Annotated in this window: 11 protein-coding genes; 8 read left to right on the forward strand and 3 right to left on the reverse strand. The window is 67.2% G+C overall.

Translation table 11 applies throughout. The annotated features are described in order from the left end of the window. On the forward strand, positions 1–8252 hold an 8252-nt coding region (locus CLV71_RS47225; protein WP_133909532.1), incomplete at its 5' end, for a type I polyketide synthase. 45 nt (positions 8253–8297) lie between these two features. On the opposite strand, the gene CLV71_RS47230 is transcribed toward CLV71_RS47225, so the two are convergent. After that, entirely contained in the window at positions 8298–8945 is a 648-nt protein-coding gene (locus tag CLV71_RS47230; RefSeq protein WP_133909533.1) for a thiaminase II/PqqC family protein, read from the reverse strand. Positions 8946–9057: 112 nt separating this feature from the next. On the opposite strand from CLV71_RS47230, the gene CLV71_RS50380 reads away from it, so the two are divergent. Next, positions 9058–9507, forward strand: coding sequence for a MarR family winged helix-turn-helix transcriptional regulator (locus CLV71_RS50380; RefSeq protein WP_208298076.1), 450 nt, complete (start codon positions 9058–9060; stop codon positions 9505–9507). Beyond that, on the forward strand, positions 9504–10973 hold the full coding sequence (locus CLV71_RS47240) for an MFS transporter (RefSeq protein ID WP_243867564.1): 1470 nt from the start codon (positions 9504–9506) through the stop codon (positions 10971–10973). The genes CLV71_RS50380 and CLV71_RS47240 overlap by 4 nt, the downstream gene beginning before the upstream one ends. A 3-nt stretch (positions 10974–10976) precedes the next feature. Here the strand turns inward: CLV71_RS47240 and CLV71_RS47245 are convergent, their stop codons facing one another. Then, positions 10977–12398: an NDP-hexose 2,3-dehydratase family protein gene (locus tag CLV71_RS47245; protein ID WP_166664558.1), complete on the reverse strand. Its 1422-nt coding sequence runs from the start codon at positions 12396–12398 to the stop codon at positions 10977–10979. Positions 12399–12632: 234 nt separating this feature from the next. Here CLV71_RS47245 and CLV71_RS47250 point away from each other — a divergent pair, with 234 nt between their 5' ends. From CLV71_RS47250 to CLV71_RS50385, 5 genes are all read left to right on the forward strand, one after another. After that, positions 12633–13619, forward strand: a complete 987-nt coding sequence (locus tag CLV71_RS47250; protein WP_133909536.1) for a Gfo/Idh/MocA family protein — start codon at positions 12633–12635, stop codon at positions 13617–13619. Between the two features lie 15 nt (positions 13620–13634). Continuing rightward, entirely contained in the window at positions 13635–14984 is a 1350-nt protein-coding gene (rfbH, locus tag CLV71_RS47255; protein ID WP_133909537.1) for a lipopolysaccharide biosynthesis protein RfbH, read from the forward strand. 395 nt (positions 14985–15379) lie between these two features. Beyond that, the gene (locus CLV71_RS47260) at positions 15380–15649 is read left to right on the forward strand and encodes a hypothetical protein (protein ID WP_133909538.1); all 270 of its coding nucleotides are present in this window, start codon (positions 15380–15382) and stop codon (positions 15647–15649) included. Between the two features lie 994 nt (positions 15650–16643). Beyond that, the gene (locus CLV71_RS47270; protein ID WP_133909539.1) at positions 16644–17762 is read left to right on the forward strand and encodes a Fic family protein; all 1119 of its coding nucleotides are present in this window, start codon (positions 16644–16646) and stop codon (positions 17760–17762) included. 131 nt (positions 17763–17893) lie between these two features. Then, complete coding sequence (locus CLV71_RS50385; protein WP_279588816.1) at positions 17894–18016, forward strand: hypothetical protein; 123 nt, start codon at positions 17894–17896, stop codon at positions 18014–18016. A gap of 31 nt (positions 18017–18047) precedes the next feature. Here CLV71_RS50385 and CLV71_RS47275 read toward each other — a convergent pair whose 3' ends face one another. Then, positions 18048–19199 (reverse strand): tetratricopeptide repeat protein, encoded by a 1152-nt coding sequence (locus CLV71_RS47275; protein WP_133909540.1) that lies wholly within the window; start codon positions 19197–19199, stop codon positions 18048–18050. Between the last annotated feature and the right edge of the window lie 318 nt (positions 19200–19517).

A 19517-nucleotide genomic window follows, 5' to 3' on the forward strand; every position in this document is an offset into this window, starting at 1 on the left:
GTTCGGTGAAGTCGAATTTTGGTCATACGCAGGCGGCTGCTGGTGTTGCGGGTGTGATCAAGATGGTGTTGGCGATGCGGTATGGGGTGTTGCCGAGGTCGTTGCATGTGGATCGGCCGTCGTCTCATGTGGACTGGTCGGCTGGTTCGGTGGAGTTGTTGACCGAGAACAGGGTGTGGCCGGAGGTTGAGCGGCCGCGTCGGGCTGGGGTGTCGTCGTTCGGGATCAGTGGGACGAACGCGCATGTGATCCTCGAGCAGCCAGCGGTGGTGGGGGAGTTGGTGGAGGCCTCGGGTGAGGGTGGTGTGGTGCCGTGGGTGTTGTCGGCGAAGAGCGCGGAGGGATTGCGCGGACAGGCATCGAGGTTGCTGTCCCATCTCGCTGACTCGGATGTCGGTACGGCCGATGTGGGCTGGTCGCTTGCCACGACTCGCTCCGCGCTTGACTGTCGCGCGGTCGTGGTCGGCGAGGATCGGGCTGAGTTGGTGCGCGGATTGACCGCGTTGGCTCGGGACGGATTGTCGAGCGGTGTCGTCGCAGGTGTGGCGGGATCTGGACGGCTGGGATTTCTGTTTTCTGGTCAGGGTTCTCAGCGGTTGGGTATGGGTCAGGGCTTGTACGAGTCGTTTCCCGTCTTCGCCGCGGCGTTCGACGAGGTGTGTGCCGCGCTCACGGTTCCTGTTCGGGAGGTGATGTGGGGCACGGATCCTGAAGTGTTGGAGCAGACCGAGTTCGCGCAGCCTGCGTTGTTCGCGTTGGAAGTGGCCCTGTTCCGGCTGCTGGAGTCCTGCGGTGTGCGCCCGGACTTCGTGGTCGGTCATTCGGTGGGGGAGATCGCCGCGGCGCATGTCGCGGGCGTCTTGTCGCTGAGGGACGCGGCTCGGTTGGTCGTGGCTCGGGGTCGGCTGATGCAGGCGTTGCCGGCGGGCGGCGCGATGCTGTCTGTTCACGCCACCGAGACTGAGGTTGTCGAGTCGTTGGATGAGCTTGGTGATCGGGCGGGTATCGCCGCGGTGAACGGCCCCTCGGCGGTGGTGGTCTCTGGCGAAGGGGATGTGGTTGAGCGGATTGCCGCTCACTTCGAGGGCCTGGGTCGCAAGGTCACGCGCTTGCGGGTGTCGCACGCGTTCCACTCGCCGTTGATGGACCCCATGCTGACCGAGTTCGCGGAAGCCGTCGACCAGGTCTCCTACGGCTCGCCGAAGCTACCGATGGTGTCGACCGTGACGGGCCAGTTGCTGAGTTCGGATGTCGTGTGCTCGCCCGGGTACTGGGTCGATCAGATCCGGGCGACGGTCCGGTTCGGCGACGCGGTCGAATGCCTGCGTGCCGAAGGAGTGACCACGTGGGTCGAGTTGGGCCCTGATGGCGTGCTGTCGAGCCTGGTGGACGGGTGCGTTCCGGTGTTGCGGCGTGATCGGTCGGAGGTGGTGACGGCTACTGCGGCGTTGGCTCGGCTGTATGTGGATGGCGTGTCTGTTGACTGGTCGTCGCTGTTCGCCGGTCGTGGTGCCCGTCGGGTCGAACTGCCGACGTATGCGTTCCAGCGCCGTCGGTTCTGGCCGAGGGTGGGTGGTCATCCCTTGGTGGGTGACGGGGTGGAGTTGCCTGGCGGTGCGGTGTTCGCACGTGGGTTGTCGGTGGGGACGGCTGGCTGGCTCGGTGATCATGTGGTGTTGGGGGAGGTGCTGGTGCCGGGGACGGCTTTCGTGGAGATGGCGTTGTGGGTCGGCGGGGAGGTTGGCTGTCCCGTTGTCGAGGAACTGGTCCTTGCCGCACCCCTCGTGCTGCCGCCACAGGGACGTGTGCAGGTGCGGGTCGTCGTAGGCGCTGACGAGTCGGGACGACGGACCCTGTCGATCCACTCCCGGCCGAACGACCCCGCGACCGACCAGCCCTGGCAACAGCACGCCACCGGCGTGCTTGCCGCGGCGGGTGGCGCGGTCATGGCCGACTCCTCGTCGTGGCCGCCGAACGGCGCCCGCCGGATCGCGCTCGACGACCTGTACGACCTGCTCGCCGATCTCGGTCTCGACTACGGCCCGACGTTCCGGGCGGCCCGCGCGGCCTGGCGTCACGGCGAGCAGGTGTTCGTCGAGGTGGGCCTGGTCGACGACACCGAGGCGACAGCCTTCGGGCTGCACCCCGCGCTGCTGGACGCCGCCCTGCATCCGTTGGCGATGATCGGCGGACCCGACCGGTCGGCGATCCACCTGCCGTTCTCCTGGCGCGACGTTTCACTGCATGCGACCGGTGCTTCGACGTTGCGAGTACGAGTGACCCCGTCCGAGTCGGGCCGGGTGTCACTGTTCGCCACCGATGACTCGGGCTCGCCGGTGCTGTCGGTCGGCGAGCTGGTCACCAGGCCGGTCGGCGCCGATCACCTCACTGCCGTCCGCGACTCGTTGTTCACGGCCGAGTGGACCGCCTTGCCCGAACCCGCCGGTCACTCGTCGGGTTCGTGCGCAGTAGTCGGCGACGGTGTGCTGAGTGAGGCACTGCGGTGCGGAGGGATCGATGCCCCGACCTACCGCGACCACGAGTCACTGATCGACGCGATGGACTCGGGTGCGTCGACGCCTGACGTCGTGTTCCTGCCCGTGGGTTTCCATGTTGGGCATTCCGCGCAGGCGGTGCACCAGACGCTGCTGCGTGCGTTGGCCGTCGTGCAGGCCTGGTTGAGTGACCGCCGGCTTGAGTCGTCGCGCCTGGTGTTCGTGACGCATGGTCTGGTCGGCAGTGCGGTCCGCGGGCTGGTCCTGACGGCCGAGTCGGAGCACCCCGGACGCTTCGCCGTGGCGGACATGAACGAGCTGGCGGATGCCGCCTTCCTGAGTCGACTCCCGCCGGGCGAGCCGCAGGTGAGAGTCGACAACGGCGTGATGTCAGTACGCCGCCTGTTCCGTGCCTCGGTGCCGCCAGATGAGGTGGTTGTGTTCGGCCCTGGTGAGACGGTGTTGGTGACGGGTGCGTCCGGTGCGCTGGGTGGCCTCGTCGCCCGGCATCTGGTGGCCACACACGGTGTCCGGCGCCTGGTACTGGTGAGTCGTCGTGGCCTGGAGCCCGCGGGGGCGTTGCCGGCGGAGCTTGCCGAGGCGGGCGTGGCGGTGACCGTGGCGGCGTGTGATGTGGCTGATCGGGACGCCTTGGCCGCGGTCATCGAGGGAATTCCCGCCGAGTTCCCGTTGCGTGGTGTGGTTCACGCGGCGGGTGTCGTCGCCGACGGCCTGGTGGAGTCGTTGTCGCCGGCGCGCGTCGAAGGTGTGTTGCGTCCGAAGGTGCATGGGGCGTGGCACCTGCATGAGTTGACCCGGCACCTGGATCTGTCGATGTTCGTGCTGTTCTCGTCGGCGGCCGGGGTGCTGGGCAGCCCTGGCCAGGGGAACTACGCGGCAGCGAATGCCTTCTTGGACGGACTGGCCGAGCATCGTCGTGAGCTGGGGCTGGTGGGGGTCTCGCTTGCGTGGGGCTTGTGGGATGTCGAGGGTGGGATGCGGGGTGATGTGGAGCGGATGGCTCGTGGTGGTGTGTTGCCGTTGTCCGTGGTTGACGGACTCACCCTCTTCGACGTGAGCCTGCGTTCCGAGCACGCCGCGCTCATGCCCGCACGGCTGGACCTCCCCACCTTCCGCGCCCGTTCCGGCGGCCGGCCCGTGCCGGCACTGTTGCGCGGCCTCGTCCGGGAACCGGTACGGCGGACTCCCGCGGCGGACGGTGCGACCGCGCCCCCCGCGGAGCTGGCCGACCTGCCCGAAGCCGAGCGGTATGAGGCCATCGTCAAGGCAGTGCGGGCCGGGGTGGCCGCGGTGCTGGGCCACTCGTCCGGGGACGCGATCGACGTGACTCGTCCCTTCTCGGATCTGGGTTTCGACTCGCTCACCGCGGTGGAGCTGCGGAACCGGCTGTCGATGGCGACAGGTCTGCGGTTGCCGGCGTCGTTGGTCTTCGACTACCCGTCAGTGGGTGTGCTGGCCGAGTTCCTCCAGGCCGAGTTCGATGGTGGTGATGTTGGCGGGGGAGCGGTGTCGTCGGCTGTGGTCGGTGACGATCCGGTGGTGATCGTGGGGATGAGCTGTCGCTATCCGGGTGGGGTCGGCTCGCCGGAGGAGTTGTGGCGGTTCGTCGCGGACGGCGGTGACGGCGTGTCGTTCTTCCCGGCGGATCGGGGTTGGGACGTCGGTTCGTTGCCGGTCGGTGCGGGTGGGTTCCTGTACGACGCCGCGGAGTTCGACGCGGAGTTCTTCGGGATCTCGCCGCGTGAGGCGTTGGCGATGGATCCGCAGCAGCGGTTGCTCCTGGAGACGTCGTGGGATTTGCTGGAACGGGCCGGGATCGACCCGAAGTCCCTGCGTGGCAGCCGGACCGGTGTGTTCGCCGGCGTGATGTACCACGACTACGCGTCTCGTCTGGATGCCATGCCGGGCGAGGTCGAGGGGTTCGTCGGTGTCGGCAACTCGGGCAGCGTGGCGTCGGGGCGGATCGCCTACACCTTCGGGTTCGAAGGGCCCGCGGTGACGATGGACACGGCGTGTTCGTCGTCGTTGGTGGCGCTGCACCTGGCGGCTCAGTCGTTGCGTCAGGGCGAGTGTTCCCTCGCCCTGGCCGGCGGTGTGACGGTGATGTCGTCACCGGCGACGTTCGTGGAGTTCAGCCGTCAGGGTGGGTTGGCTGCCGATGGCAGGTGCAAGCCGTTCGCTGAGGCCGCCGACGGGACGGGCTGGTCCGAGGGTGTGGGGATGCTGCTGTTGGAGCGGTTGTCTGACGCGGAACGCAACGGTCATCCGGTTCTTGCGGTGGTTCGTGGTTCGGCGGTGAATCAGGATGGTGCGTCGAATGGTTTGACGGCGCCGAATGGTCCGTCGCAGCAGCGGGTGATTCGTCAGGCGTTGGCGAACGCCGGCCTTGCGGCATCGGACATCGACGCGGTGGAAGCCCACGGAACAGGCACGAAGCTCGGCGACCCTATCGAGGCACAGGCCGTGTTGGCCACCTATGGCAAGGACCGTGCACTGGATCGGCCCCTGCTGCTGGGTTCGGTGAAGTCGAACTTCGGTCATACGCAGGCGGCTGCTGGTGTTGCGGGTGTGATCAAGATGGTGTTGGCGATGCGGCACGGTTTGTTGCCGCGGTCGTTGCATGTGGATCGGCCGTCGTCTCATGTGGACTGGTCGACTGGCTCGGTGCGGGTGCTGACCGAGAACACGGTGTGGCCGGAGGTTGAGCGGCCGCGTCGGGCCGGGGTGTCGTCGTTCGGGATCAGTGGAACCAACGCGCATGTGATTCTCGAGGAGCCGGCGGCGATAGGGGAGTTGCCGGAGACTTCGGATGAAAATGGTGTGGTGCCGTGGGTGTTGTCGGCGAAGAGCGCGGAAGGGTTGCGGGCACAGGCGTCGAGGTTGCTGTCTCATCTCGGTGACTCGGACGTCGGCGCGGTCGAGGTGGGGGTGGCTTTGGCTGCTCGTTCGGTGTTGGAGCATCGTGCGGTGGTGGTGGGTGAGGATCGGGCGGGTTTGCTTGCTGGTTTGGGTGTTGTTGCTTCGGGTGGTGATGCCGCGGGTGTGGTCTCTGGTTCGTCGGTCGGTGGTTCGTGCGCGATGTTGTTCTCTGGTCAGGGTTCTCAACGGTTGGGCATGGGCAAGGGTTTGTATGAGCCGTTCCCGGTCTTCGCTGGGGCTTTTGACGAGGTGTGTGCGGCGCTTGAGGTGCCGGTACGGGATGTGATGTGGGGTGCGGATCCTGAGGCGTTGGAGCGGACCGGGTGTGCGCAGCCCGCGTTGTTCGCGTTGGAAGTAGCGCTCTTCCGGTTGATGGAGTCGTGGGGGGTGCGTCCGGACTTCGTAGCCGGTCATTCGGTCGGTGAGATCGCCGCGGCACATGTGGCGGGTGTGTTGTCGTTGCCGGACGCGGCTCGGTTGGTGGAGGCGCGAGGCCGACTGATGCAGGCGCTGCCTGCCGGTGGGACGATGCTGTCTGTTCAAGCCGGTGAGAGTGAGGTCGCCGAGTCGCTGGAGGGGCTCGGTGATCGCGTGGGCATCGCCGCGGTGAACGGGCCCTCCGCGGTGGTCGTCTCGGGAGAGGCGGACGCGGTTGCCGACGTAGCGGCGGCCTGGGCGGGTCGAGGCCGCAAGGTCACGCGGCTGCGGGTCTCCCACGCGTTCCACTCGCCGTTGATGGACCCCATGCTGACCGAGTTCGTACAGACGGTCGCGACACTGACCTTCAACCCACCCACCATTCCCATCGTGTCGACCGTGACCGGCCGGGAACTGACGCCGGAGCTGGCCTGTTCACCGGACTACTGGGCCACGCAGGTCCGCGCCACCGTCCGGTTCGCCGATGCCGTGCGGTACCTGCGAGACGCGGGCAGCACCACATTCGTCGAACTGGGGCCCGACGGCGTGCTGTCCGCGATGGCCCGCGGCTGTGTGCCCGATGCCGAGTGCGTCCCACTGCTCCGCGACGAACGCCCGGAGCCGGTGACCCTGACGCTCGCGATGGCGCGGCTCCACGTTCGCGGCCACGCCGTCGACTGGACACCGAGCTTCGCCGGTCGCCGCGTCAGCCGGGTACAACTTCCGACCTACGCCTTCCAGCGCAGGCGATACTGGCTCACCTCCCCCACCGTCCACACCCCCGAGCCGGACACCGAGCTGTGGGACGCGGTCGAGCAAGGCGACCTCGCCGCCATGGCCTCGGCACTGGGGGTCACGCCGGCCGACGTCGACCCGTCCATGCTCGCGGTGTTGTCGTCCTGGCGACAGCGGCGCCGCGCGCTGGCCGACGAGGGCCGGTCGCGGTACCGGATCTCCTGGACACCGTCGACAGTCCGACCGACGCCGCCATCGCCGGGAACCTGGCTGGTGGTGACCCCCACCCCACTCACCGATGCGCTGGCCGACCTCGACGGCATGCGGACACTGCCCGTTTCGGAGGCCGACCTCGCCGGCCAGATCCGTGCCGGATGGCCTGGAGAACCCGTGAGCGGCGTGCTCTCGTTGCTGTCGGCCGCCCAACAGCCGGCCCTCGTACAGGCACTCGACGACCTGAAGACACCCGCGCCCGTGTGGTTCGCGACGCGGGGAGCTGTGTCCTTGGCGCCGGCCGACCGGCTCGGCTGTCCGCACGCCGCCCGGACGTGGGGTCTCGCCAGGACCCTCCGACGGCATGCGGACCGGCCCATCGGAGTGGTCGACCTGCCGGAGGTCCTCGATGCCAGATCGAGCGCCCGCCTGGTCGCGGCGCTCCACAGTCTCGCGGATGAGGACCAGGTGGCGGTCCGACCGTCCGGGACCTACGTGCCGAGGCTGGTGCGAACGGGCCTGCCCACCGGTGCCAACGGGCAGACATGGCGACCGAGTGGCACGGTGTTGGTGACCGGCGTCCGTAGTCCGGCCGGCACGGAGGCCGCCCTCTGGCTGGCGGCCAACGGTGCCGATCACGTCGTGCTCGTCGCTGAGGACGACCGACCCGCCGAACTGGCGAACCGGCTCGTCTCCCTCGGCGCACGGGTGACCGTGGTCCGGCACGCCGAGCTGCCGGAACTGGCTACCCAGCAGACGGTGACGGTGGTCGTCCACGCCGAGCCGCTGCTCACGACCTCCGACCTGGATGCCCCGCTCCTGGCGACATTCGAGGTGGCGGCGTCAGTGGTGCTCTGTCCACTCGACGGCCTGCTGGGGATCTCCGGCGGCACCGAATGGGCCCACTGGGACGCGCTGAGCCGCCAACGCCGGGCGGATGGCCGTGCGGCGACCACGATCACCTGCGATCCCGACCGCACACCGGGTGATGTCGTCGTCCGGGCGATGGTCTCGGCACTGGCACACGGCGAGGCCGGGCTGGTCGTGGCGGACGTCGACTGGGACCGGCTCCACAGCGAGCACCCCAGCCCGCTGTGGACGACGGTGACGACACCGGGCACCGCGCAGACCGGGGACACACCCACCGAACCGGGATTCGGCGGGCCGGAGGCGCTGCGTCGTCGGCTGGCCGACCTCGCCCGGCCCGGACGGGAAGGTCTGCTGCTCGACCTGGTGCGCTGGCAGGCGGCCGTGGTCCTCGGGCACGACTCCGGCGACACGATCGACGCCGACAAGGAGTTTCTCGACGCGGGATTCGAATCGATGGCCGTGGTGGAGTTCAGCGCGCGCCTGAACGCCTACACCGGCCTGTCGCTGCCCCCCGACGTCGTCTACGAGCACCCCACCCCGGCCATCCTGGCCACGCACCTCCACGGCGAGCTCGAGACCTGACGGCCGGATCGCCGGGCGCCGCCACGCCCGGCGATCCGGCGGAGGTCACGCGACCTCGTCGGCCAGCGTGTTCCAGAACATCGACTCGTAGGCACGCAACAGCCTGGTGTACCGGAGCGCGTCGCGGTGGTCGTCGAGGTCGTCCCCGATGACGGCCAGCGCGTACTCCTCGACCTGTGGGGCGGGAACGGCGAACGCGTCGAAGAAGGCACACGCCTCGTCCGTGAGGCCGTAGTGCTGACGCAGTGCCGGTGCGATGGTGCCGCAGTACCGTCCCCACGTGCCGAGGTCGGCGACCACCGCCAGCAGGACGGTGACCGGTTCGCCGTGCAGCGCGAGCCACGCGAGGTAGGAGGGATACGCGTGGCACCCGGCCCTCGGCTCGTGGGACCGCAGGGCGGCCTCGTCCAGCCCGCACGCCGCCGCGAAGGTGACCAGCCTGGCCAGAGCCGCCTCCTCACCCTGCGCCGCGCCGGCGTAGAACGCCCTGGCCTGCGGCTTGCCCGCCCGTTCCGAGAGGGCGAGGAAGCTGCCCCGGTCGCTGTTCAACAGGTGGTACTGCTCGGCGGCGAACGCTTCGAGTACCGAACCGGCCGCCTTGCCGCTCGTGAGCAACGGCACGAGGCGGTTGTCGTCCTCGGTTGGCAACGCCTGCCGGACGTTCGCCAGCAGCTGGCTCGCCGAACTGGTCATCGGTCTGTGCCCTTCTGGGAGGCGCCGGACGTTGTGCCGACCGGCGCGACGGTTATATTGTGCCAGTACTCATTATGAGTTCTGACTCAGTACTTTGACGGGATGAGGTGTGGTGGCCGCCGTTCCGGACGATCGGGACCTTCTGGGGGTCCTGGACGAGCTCGTGCTGTTGTTCATCGGCAGACGGGACGCGTTCTTCGCCGCGCACAACGTGCCGCCCGCCCAGTCGAACCTGCTGTTGGGCCTGCACGAACGGGGAAAGCCCGCGTCGATGACGGAACTGGCCGTGGCACAGGGTGTTGTGCCACGCACGATCACCTCCCTCGTGGACGGCCTCGAGCAGCGCGGGCTGGCCCGGCGCACCGCCGACCCGAAGGACAGGCGGGCGATCCTGGTGTCGCTCACCGAGAAGGGCCTGGCGCTGGTCGACCGCCTCGAACTGGGCAAGGCCAACCTCGCGACGGCCGTCTTCGCACGACTGACCGAACGGGAGCGGGTCACCTTCGGCCACCTCCTGCGCAAACTGAGCATCGCTCCGCCCGGGGAAGGAACGAAGCAGTGAACGAGACGCCGGTCAGGGGCAAGTGGCGCGGTCTGTCCGTGCTCGCCCTCGCCCAACTGATGATCACGCTCGACGGCACGATCGTGACCATCGCGCTCCCGTCGACGCAGACGGCGCTCGGCATGTCCGATGTCGACCGTGCGTGGGTGATCACCGCCTACGCCCTCACCCTCGGCAGCGGACTCCTGCTGGGCGGCCGGGTCGCGGACCGCTACGGTCGCAGGCGAACCCTGGTGATCGGGCTGATCGGGTTCGCGATCGCCTCCGGGCTGGGCGGTGCTGCCGCCGGCGGCGGGATGCTGATCGCGGCGAGAGCGGCCCAGGGTGTCTTCGCGGCGATCCTGTCGCCGTCGACGCTGTCGTTGCTGGTGACCGTCTACACCGGAGTGTGCGACCGCGCGCGGGCTCTCGGCGTGTTCAGCGCGGTCACCGGAGGTGGCGCCGGCGCGGGTCTGTTGCTCGGCGGGGTGCTCACCGAGTACCTCGACTGGCGCTGGTGCCTGTACGTGAATGTGCCCATCGCGTTGTGCGCGGTGCTCGGCGCGCTCCGCTACCTGCCCGACCCACCCGGACACCGCGAGACGGCGATCGACCTTCCCGGCGCCGTGCTCGCCTGTGCCGGCTTCGCGGCGCTGACCTACGCCTTCGCGGAGGGGACGCCGAAAGGCTGGGGGTCCTGGGAGGTGCTCGTCATCGCCGCCGCCGCGGTCGGGTTGCTGGCCGCGTTCGTCATCCTGCAGGCCAGGTCGCGAAACCCGTTGCTGCCCCTGCGGATCGTCACCGAACGCAACCGTGCCGGCTCGTTCCTCGCGTTGGGGCTGACCACCTTCGCGACGTTCGGGATCTCGCTCTTCGCGACCTTCCAGCTGCAGGACATCATGCACTACTCGCCGCTCATGACCGGCGTCGCGATCCTGCCGATGGTCGCGACCGTGTTCATCGCGTCCAGTCAGGTGGCGAGCCGGTTGATGCCGCGCCTGTCGCCTCGTGCGCTGCTGGTGCCGGGCATCGTGCTCACCGGCGCCGCCATGCTCGTGCTCACCCGGTTGACCCCCACCACGAGCTACGCCGCCGGCTTGCTGCCGGCGCAGATCCTGCTGGGGCTGGGCATGGCGTTGATCACGGCGCCGGCCACCGGTGGTGTGATGAGCTCGGTTCATCCTCGGGACACCGGTCTCGTGTCCGCCGTCATGGGTACCTCTCGTCAGCTCGGCGGGGCGATCGGGGCGGCGCTGGCGAACGCCGTCGCGACCGCCGCGACGTCCGCGTACCTCGTCTCGTCCCATGACTCCGTGGCGGCCAGGGTGCACGGCTACGCGGTGGCCAGCGCCTGGGGCGCGGGCATCGTGATACTGGGTGCACTGGTGGTGGCCGTACTCGCCAATGCCGGTCCGCCGCGCGCCGGGAGCGTCGTCGAGCCGCGCTCACCCGCCCAGGACACGACCGCCGTGGACCGGACGACGTAGGTCCTACGACAACACCGGATCCGTCAGGTCGTTGCGGTAGGTGGCGGACAGGCAGGCCACCAGGCTGCGTGCCTCCACGTTGATGTGGTTGGCATACCGGATGAAGTGCTGCAACTGGCCGAGGCTGAGCCAGATGTAGTCGTCCTGCGGGGTGACCGGGAAGTCGTCGTCGACCCGCACGATCATGTAGCGGTTCTGCTGGCGGTAGAAACGACCGCCCTCCTCGGACTGGTATGCCGAGTAGAGCACGTTGCGTGCCGGTGCGTTCAACACGGCCTGGAGGTATTTCGGCTGTTTGTCGACCGGGAGGTTCCGGTAGTTCCGGGTGATGCACTGGACGGTGGGGGAGATTTCCACGATATCGAAGTTCCCGGCCTCCACCCGTGAATGGCAGAGAAAGTGCGGAATGTCGTTGATGCTCTTCACCAGGAACGCGATCAGCCCCTCGTGTTCCGTCGCGATCATCGGCTGGGTCCAGCCGGCCACCTCGCGGTCGGCCGAGGTCACCCCGACGCCGATGACGGAGAAGAACTGCCCGTCCTCGTGTCCTATCGCGCCGTCCTTCATCCGCCAGTGCTCGGCCTCGTTGAGCGGGATCCGGTCGACGCGCAGGTCGAACAGGGTCTTCGCGTTGGTCAGCCAGGACAGCACCTCCGCGTAGGTGTGGAGCGACCGCTCGGGTTGGAAGATCGACCTGGCCCACGACGACGTACCCGGCATCGCCTCCTTCGGCGGGGTGCCGGTCGAGGCGGTCCGCCGACCGGACGCCTCGCTGACCAGCGACACGCTGGACAACACCGACCGGAGGTCCATGTTCACGACATTGTCGAGCTTGAGCAGCTCGTACAGCTGCGCCAGGCTCACCCAGCGGTACCCGTCGACCACCGGCACGTTCCCGCCGACCTCGACGATCATGTTCCGGTTGCGCTTGCGGAGAAAACGCGCACCCTGTTCGGACTGCAGCACGTCCGCGATGACGTCGCGCGGGTTCTGGAAGTACTCGAGGTAGTTGGTCGCGGCGCCTCGGTGGACGCGGGTGTAGTTGCTGCGCGTCGCCTGGACGGTCGGGGAGATCTGAACGCTGCCGATGTTCCCCGGTTCCATCTTGGCCTGGACGAGACACTGCATGATGCCGTCCTGCTCACGCACCAGCAGACCGAGGATCCCGATCTCGGGCTGGTTGATGATGGGTTGCGCCCACCTCGGCACGAGACCGTAGTCGGTCTGGACCCGAACTCCCTCGATCGTGAAGAACCGGCCGCTGTCGTGGGCGACGTTGCCCGTGCCGGGATGGACGCGCCAGTTGTCCAGCTCGAACAGGGAGACGCGCTCCAGTTCGGCGGAGTTCCGTGCCCGGTGCTCCGACAGCCACGCCAGTACGTCGGCAATGCTCGTCGCCGTGGTGTGCAGTTCCGCCGATGTCATGAATCTCAGGTCGATCTCGACCCCCGACGGAACGACCAGGGTGTGACCGAGCCCATTGTTATTTGTCATTCCTGACTCCCAGGACGACTCCGGCACGCAGATTTGTCGCTCACTCTACGCACGTTGCCGAAATCGCCGGACCAGCGCGTGTCACAGATTTGTGGGACGGCGGCGCGGATGAAAAGCGGACACCCGGTGTGACAGTCTCGGATGAGATGCTGGATAGGAGACCCGATGAACGGAAGCCCGCTCCGGTTCGGGGTGGTGGGTTGCGCGAGTATCGCGTGGCGGCGCATGCTGCCCGCGCTCGTGGCGAATCCGGACGTGCGACTGGTCGCGATCGCCAGTCGGGACGCGGCCAAGGCGGCCAGGTTCTGCGACCGGTTCGGCGGAGAACCGGTGGCAGGCTACGGCGAGCTGCTCGACCGCCCGGACGTGGACGCGGTGTACGTGCCGCTGCCACCGATGATCCACACCGAGTGGGTCGAACGGGCGTTGCTGGCCGGCAAGCACGTGCTGTCGGAGAAGCCCCTGGCCCCGACGGAAGCCGAGGCGACGGCGCTCGTGGAGTTGGCCTCCGCCAGGGACCTGGCACTGGTCGAGAGCTTCATGTTCCTGTGCCACTCCCAGCACGTCACGGTGCGCAAGCTGGTGGCGGACGGTGTCATCGGCGAACTGAGGAACCTGACGGCGGAGTTCGCGTTCCCCGCGAAGGCGTCGGCCGACATCCGCTACGTGCCGGACGTCGGCGGCGGTGCGTTGACCGACATCGGCGTCTATCCCGTTCGGACCGCCCTGATGTATCTCGGAAGCGACCTGGAGGTGGTCGGCTCCACACTGCACTTCGACCCGGCCCGCGGTGTGGACCTCGGCGGGACGGCGCTGCTCAGCACCCCGAACGGGGTGACGGCACAGCTCACGTTCGGCATGGAGCACTCGTACCGGTCGCGTTACGAACTCTGGGGAAGCGCGGGACGCGTCGTCGTGCAGTGGGCCTACACGCCACCGCCGACGCACTCCCCGCTGATCAGGATCGAGCAGCAGGACCGGATCGAGGAGCTGACGCTGCCGCCGGAGGATCAGTTCGGCAACGTGGTAAGGGCGTTCGTGGCCAGGGTGCGTGACGGCATCCCGTCCGGACTCGAGGGCGACGCCGTACTGGCGCAGGCGGCACTGGTCGACCGGGTACGAGCGAGCGCGGTCGTCCGTCCGTCTCGATGATCCTCTGGGGAGCCGATGAGTGATGTGACAGCCGACCTGATCCTGGACAGCGTCCGACAGTTCCACCGCGACAGGGAGCTCGGTAGGTCGTTCGTCCCCGGTGTGACACCCATCCTGCCCTCCGGCGCGGTGTTCGACGAGGACGACCGGGTCGCGCTGGTGGAAGCCGCGCTGAACATGCGGATCGCCGCGGGACCGAGCGCGTCGACGTTCGAACGCGACTTCGCCAGGCTCTTCGGGCGCCGCAAGGCACACCTGACGAACTCCGGGTCCTCGGCGAACCTCCTCGCCCTCACCGCGTTGACGCAGCGAGAGCTGGGTAGCAGGCGGCTGCGCCCCGGCGACGAGGTGATCACGGTCGCGGCGGGGTTTCCCACCACCGTCAACCCGATCATCCAGAACCAGATGATCCCCGTGCTGCTGGACGTGGAGCTCGGCACCTACAACACGACGGCCGACCGGGTGGCCGCGGCGATCGGGCCACGCACCAGAGCTGTCATGATCGCGCACGCGCTCGGCAACCCCTTTCCCGTCGCGGAAGTCGCGGACCTCGCCAAGGAACACGGCCTGTACTTCGTCGAGGACAACTGCGACGCGGTGGGATCGACCTACCAGGGCACACTCACCGGCACCTTCGGCGACTTCGCCACCACCAGTTTCTACCCGGCGCACCATCTCACGATGGGTGAGGGCGGCTGCGTCGTCACCGACAACCTGGTGCTGGCCCGGCTGGTGGAGTCGCTGCGGGACTGGGGCAGGGACTGCTGGTGTGAACCGGGCGCCCAGGACACCTGCCACAAACGGTTCAGCCAACAGCTGGGCGGCCTCCCCCACGGCTACGACCACAAGTACACGTTCTCCCACGTCGGTTACAACCTCAAGACGACCGACCTGCAGGCGTCGCTCGGCCTGTCCCAGCTGCGCAAGCTGACCGAGTTCGGCGACCTCCGCCGCCGCAACTGGCGTCGTCTGCGCGAGGCACTGGACGGCGTGCGGGGACTGATCCTGCCGGAACCGACGCCGGGCAGCGATCCGAGCTGGTTCGGTTTCGTCCTGACGGTCGCCCCCGACGCCGAGTTCGACCGCGGCGAGATCGTGACCTTCCTGGAAAGCCGCAAGATCGGCACCAGGATGTTCTTCTCCGGCAACCTGGTCCGCCAACCGGCCTACCAGGACGCGCACGTCCGGATAGCGGGTGACCTCACCAACAGTGACATCGTCACGGAACGGACGTTCTGGATCGGCGTCTACCCCGGCCTGACCACCGAGATGATCGACTACGTCGCCGAGTCGATCCTGGAGTTCACCACGGCCCCGGAGCGGACGTCGGTGAGGTCAGCGGCCACCCACGTCGTTGGCGGATGACGCCCCGCGACCGGTGATGGTCAGCGCCGGCACGTCGTTCTCGACGCCGCACATCGGACGTTGCGTCTTCCCCGATGAACGGTGACGGCACAGGCACGTTCGCGGCCGGGGCACGGGAGTCTGCTCAACGAGCTCGGGGACTGTCCCAAGATCACGGGACAGACCCTGTCCGGATGGGATGCAGCGGTTGGTGCGCATCCGCCCACTCGACGCCGCGGCCCTCGCGCTCGCCGCCTACCGCGTCACGCCGACGACCGAGGCGCGCGACGCGCTCATCCTGGCCGACGCCGCCGTCGGCGCGAGCACTGTCCCTGATGACGACCAGACGCCGATGCCGTTCCCGTCCGACCGAACGGGGATCACGAAGGAGGCCGACACGGGGCAGCTGTGGGTCCGTGACGGATCGACTTCCCGTGTACCTGTTCAGCGCCGACGGGAACCGAATGGTTACCAGGCAGTCCAGCGGCGGGGACGAGGTGTGGGACATCGCCGATCCCGAAGCGCCCCGTCTGCTGCCGTTGCCACCGCTGCCGTTTCTCGACGGCATGGACACCCACGGTGACGTGCTGGGGGCCGTGGTCGGCGCGGCGAGGACCCGGACTTCGTCGCCAAGAAGAACCGGATCCTCGATCTGTACGACCACCCGCCCGCCGATGGGCGGGTGATCTGCGTTGACGAGTTCAGATCGCTGAACCTGCAGCCCAGGCCAGGACGCGGCTGGTTCCGTCGAGGTCGCCCGGACCGGCTGCGCGCCACCTACACCCGCACCGGCGGGTCCGGCACATGTTCGCCGCGCTCGATCTCGCCACCGGGCAGATGTTCTACCGGTTCCGCAACCGCGAATGCCCGCCGCAGTTCATGAGCTTCTGCAAACCGCCACACCGCCCAGGAAGCCGCCATCGCGGGCTGCCTGCGCCGGCGCAACCAGCCGCTGCCACCCAAACGCCACATCGCCGTCGACTCCGAGATCCGCCGCCCGGATTACCTACCCAACGTTGCTGATACGGCACGAGGTCTGTCAATAGTGCACCTATATAAACCTAAATTGGTAAATAAATTGCGGGGTAACGTCGAGAGTCAGGAACATTGGACTATTGGCGCGAGTTCTGGTATAGCGCACATGACCCGTAGCGGAGCGTATCTGCAATTGCAAGTTCCACGCACCGTTGCACTTGCGGACGTTGCAAGCCTCGTGAGTTCACGCTGAGCGTCATCTTTCGGACGGCGCCGTGCGTGCTCGTCGTGCGGCGTCGCCCGGCGAATGTCGAGCTTCCGGGATCCTTCGTGTCACCCGATCGGGTGTAATTGCTCCGGGTCTTGATCTCGGCTACCCAGACCTGTCGACAGCGGGCCGTGCCGGGGTAGAGGCTTTGCGGGGTGATTGTGGATCGTGTGGCGAGTGTGCGGACGTGGCGTGGGGGAATTGTGGCGCTGAGTCTGGCCTGGCCTTTCGTGTGCGGTGGGTGTTGGTGGCCGCAGTCTGAGGGTCATGGGATGGCGGAGTGAGCACGCCGAAAAACTTGATCTTGAGGCGAGTTACGAACGACACGAGGCTAATTTAGGGTGTGTGAGTACGCCGAGTACAAGTCCACGTGTCCAGGAGTTCTTCCGGACAACGGGGACGGGCGTGCCTGTTCATCTGAGAAAGGAGGCTCATTCGTGCCCAAGCCGTTGCCGTCGAACCTGAATTTGGATCAGCTGACCCATCAGCGAAGGTCGTGGGCTGACCACACGCTCGGTCGGCTTTACGACGCCGCAACCAGATTGCCTGATCGGAACGTGCTGGTGCGCCCGACCCAGCGTCATGAGATTCAGAGCATGCTCGCCTTCCGGGATGTCACCGTGACCAACCGGGAGCTCGCGAGCATCGACCTCCCTGGTGCGGGCTCTCGGCAGTTGCCGTACAACGTCCGGCGCTACGTGACAGTCATGGGAGAGGCGGCCATCGAGGTCCGCACGGCGCCCGTCGCGGATGTCCTCAGGCGGGTGGCGCGCGACCTGACCGACCTCTCGGGGGGACCTGTCGCGGAAGACGGGCTTCCCTGGCGAACAGAGCCGCGGTGGTTCGGACCCTCCGCTGAGGACGCGTACTTATCGGCGACGCCGCCAGGTGAAGATCTGCGCGCCGAGGCCGAGCAGCTGTTCGATTGGATGGACGGCCCGCTGGAAATGCCGTTCGTGGACAAGGTGGCTTTGGGTACCTTCAAGTTGTTCAGCCTGGACCCATTCACCAACACCGTTGACCTGCTCCATGTCTATGTCACGCTCGAATTGATCAAGAGCGGTGTGCTGCAGGCTCAGATCTTGCCAATCTCAGTGCATATCGACCGCAATCGTGATCTGTTCCACCACATGCACCGGCACGTTGTGCAGACATTGGACTTCAACAGCCTGGTGCAGTTCTTCGCTAACGGATTCATCGAACAGTGTGGGAACCAGTTACGAGTCGTGCGCGAACTCGCGCAGCTGCCCGAGCGCTACATCGACAAGTACGTGGAAACGGTGAACGTCGACAAGCGTCGAGACGGCTTCGCTCGTTTCGTCGCCACCCTGGCGAGCTTCCAGGTCGTCACCAGCCAGCTGATCGCCGACAGGTGCAGATTCACGGCGAAACGTGCTCGCGAACTTCTGCTGAAAGCCGAGGAGTTGGAGTTCGTGGAACGGGTGGAGACCCGCAGGAAAACCAAGGTCTACGAGGTCAGGGACGTGCGGCGGGTGATCGACCTGTATGCGGGCATGATCCCTGAAGGGGATCACGACGTCTCCGAGAAATACTGATGCAATCATTCTATCGTTTCTCCCTTTCCCTGATGGGACGCACAACCTCGATGTTCTCCCTCGAGCCTCGCAACCTCTCGGACGATTCGCATCCCTGCCAACGAGCATGCAAGCGACGCCAGCACCGCGTCGTGCGCCACCGTGCACGGCGCGGCACGCCTCACCCGGCCTGGCCGATCCGGCTGCTGTTCATGCAGGCGGCAGTGGCGTTCACCCAGTTGGTGAGCGCGCTGGTCGGGCTGTTTCGGCAGTAGGCCCAAGTGACGCCACTCGATTGACGGACGGCTATACAGACGGCAGCGTTGCCTGCAGTTCTCGTATCCGGGTGGCGATCGCGTCATCGCCGATATCGAGAGCCGACGCCAGGGCTCGGTGGTAGCAGGTGCGCGCGGTGTTGATCGCGCCCCGTTCGGCGTACACCTGGCCGAGGTCTCCGAGCACCACGGACCGACGGGCGCGGGCAACCACGTCGTCGTCGGGCAACTCCTGCAACAGCCGGTTGGCCGACTCGAGGTGCTGGATGGCGGCATCCAGTCGACCGGCTTCGAACAGTGTGGTACCTACCGCGGCCAGAGCTTCAGCGGTCTTCACGGGGTCGCCTTCCCGCTGGTGAAGCGCGACGACCTCCAGCAGGGTGTCCGCCATCTTGTGCAAACGACCCCATCTGCGGTAATTCGTCGCGAGTAACCCGAGAAAGTCCACGAACCGTTCGGAGGTGCTGGTTCTGTCGAGAACGGCCAGAGCTCTCAGCCAGGCGCGCTCCGCCGCCTGCCAGTCGCCGCCAGCGGAATAGGTCCTCGCGCTCGAGTCGAGTAGCTCCACGAGAAGGGCGGGGTCGCGGACCGCGATGGCGGCTTGTTCTCCGTGCTCGGCCAGTTGCTTGCACCACGCAAGGCTCACGTCCGGGGTGACCACGTGCCACGCTGCCCGCGCTACTCGTGCAACCAGAGCAGGCTCGCCAAGCCGATTCGCCGCTCGGATTACCCCGATTATGTCGGCACGGATGGCCGGAGGCACCGCTTTGACCTCGTCGGTCGCTGCGATGACCGCCCCACCTATCCGGTCCAGCATCAGCCGGACAGCGTTCGCCGGCATGGAAAGAACCAGGTTGCGCAGAAAAGCGCGAGCTCCTGGAGCCACCTCGAACCGATCCTCAACGTGTCGGCCCCACCCGGCCTCGGAGGCGACATCCAGGACTTCGTTCAGGCGCGACATCGAGAAACCACCCGCCGCCGCCATGCTCACCAGGGAGATCGAGGGGCCATTGAGCACCGCGCTAGCGCGCACCACTTGCCGGGCGTCCGGGTGAAGGTCGTGGAAGGTCAGCGCCCACGCAGCTTCCACCGGCACCCCTTCCTGCCAAGCATCGTCCGCCGAGCTTGCCGCCTCGCCCAGCATGGTCCATGCATCCACGCGCCGAAAGTGCACATCGTCCATGCGTACGTCATTGTTTCCCCCGCATCCTCGCAGGCAGAGTGACCAGAAACCGGACACCGACACCGATGGTGATTGCAACGCGATCGTGATCCTTCAAAGCTCACAGCCGCCCGCGTCTTGTGATGGCATGTCCTGTTCAGCAGGAATGATCAAACGAGCTCGATGAGGTCCAGAGACAAGGTTGACTACCTCGAGCTCCCGCAGTCGCGCCGGCGTCGGCAGGGAGCCTTTTTCGTGCGTCCAGTTGAGCGGGGGTTGATCATGTAGGTGGTTGATCGTCGTTCGTCAGCTCGTCGTCGCTTGCCGGTGTGAGTCCGG

Source organism: Actinophytocola oryzae, assembly GCF_004364325.1.
GTDB classification, from domain to species: Bacteria; Actinomycetota; Actinomycetes; order Mycobacteriales; family Pseudonocardiaceae; genus Actinophytocola; species Actinophytocola oryzae.

Bases quoted from the DNA above. Each gene is read 5' to 3' on its own strand.
- CLV71_RS47230 (WP_133909533.1), bottom strand. From the start codon at position 8,945: ATGACCAGTTCGGCGAGCCAGCTGCTGGCGAACGTCCGGCAGGCGTTG.
- CLV71_RS47245 (WP_166664558.1), bottom strand. From the start codon at position 12,398: ATGACATCGGCGGAACTGCACACCACGGCGACGAGCATTGCCGACGTA.
- CLV71_RS47250 (WP_133909536.1), top strand. From the start codon at position 12,633: ATGAACGGAAGCCCGCTCCGGTTCGGGGTGGTGGGTTGCGCGAGTATC.
- rfbH (WP_133909537.1), top strand. From the start codon at position 13,635: ATGAGTGATGTGACAGCCGACCTGATCCTGGACAGCGTCCGACAGTTC.
- CLV71_RS47275 (WP_133909540.1), bottom strand. From the start codon at position 19,199: ATGGACGATGTGCACTTTCGGCGCGTGGATGCATGGACCATGCTGGGC.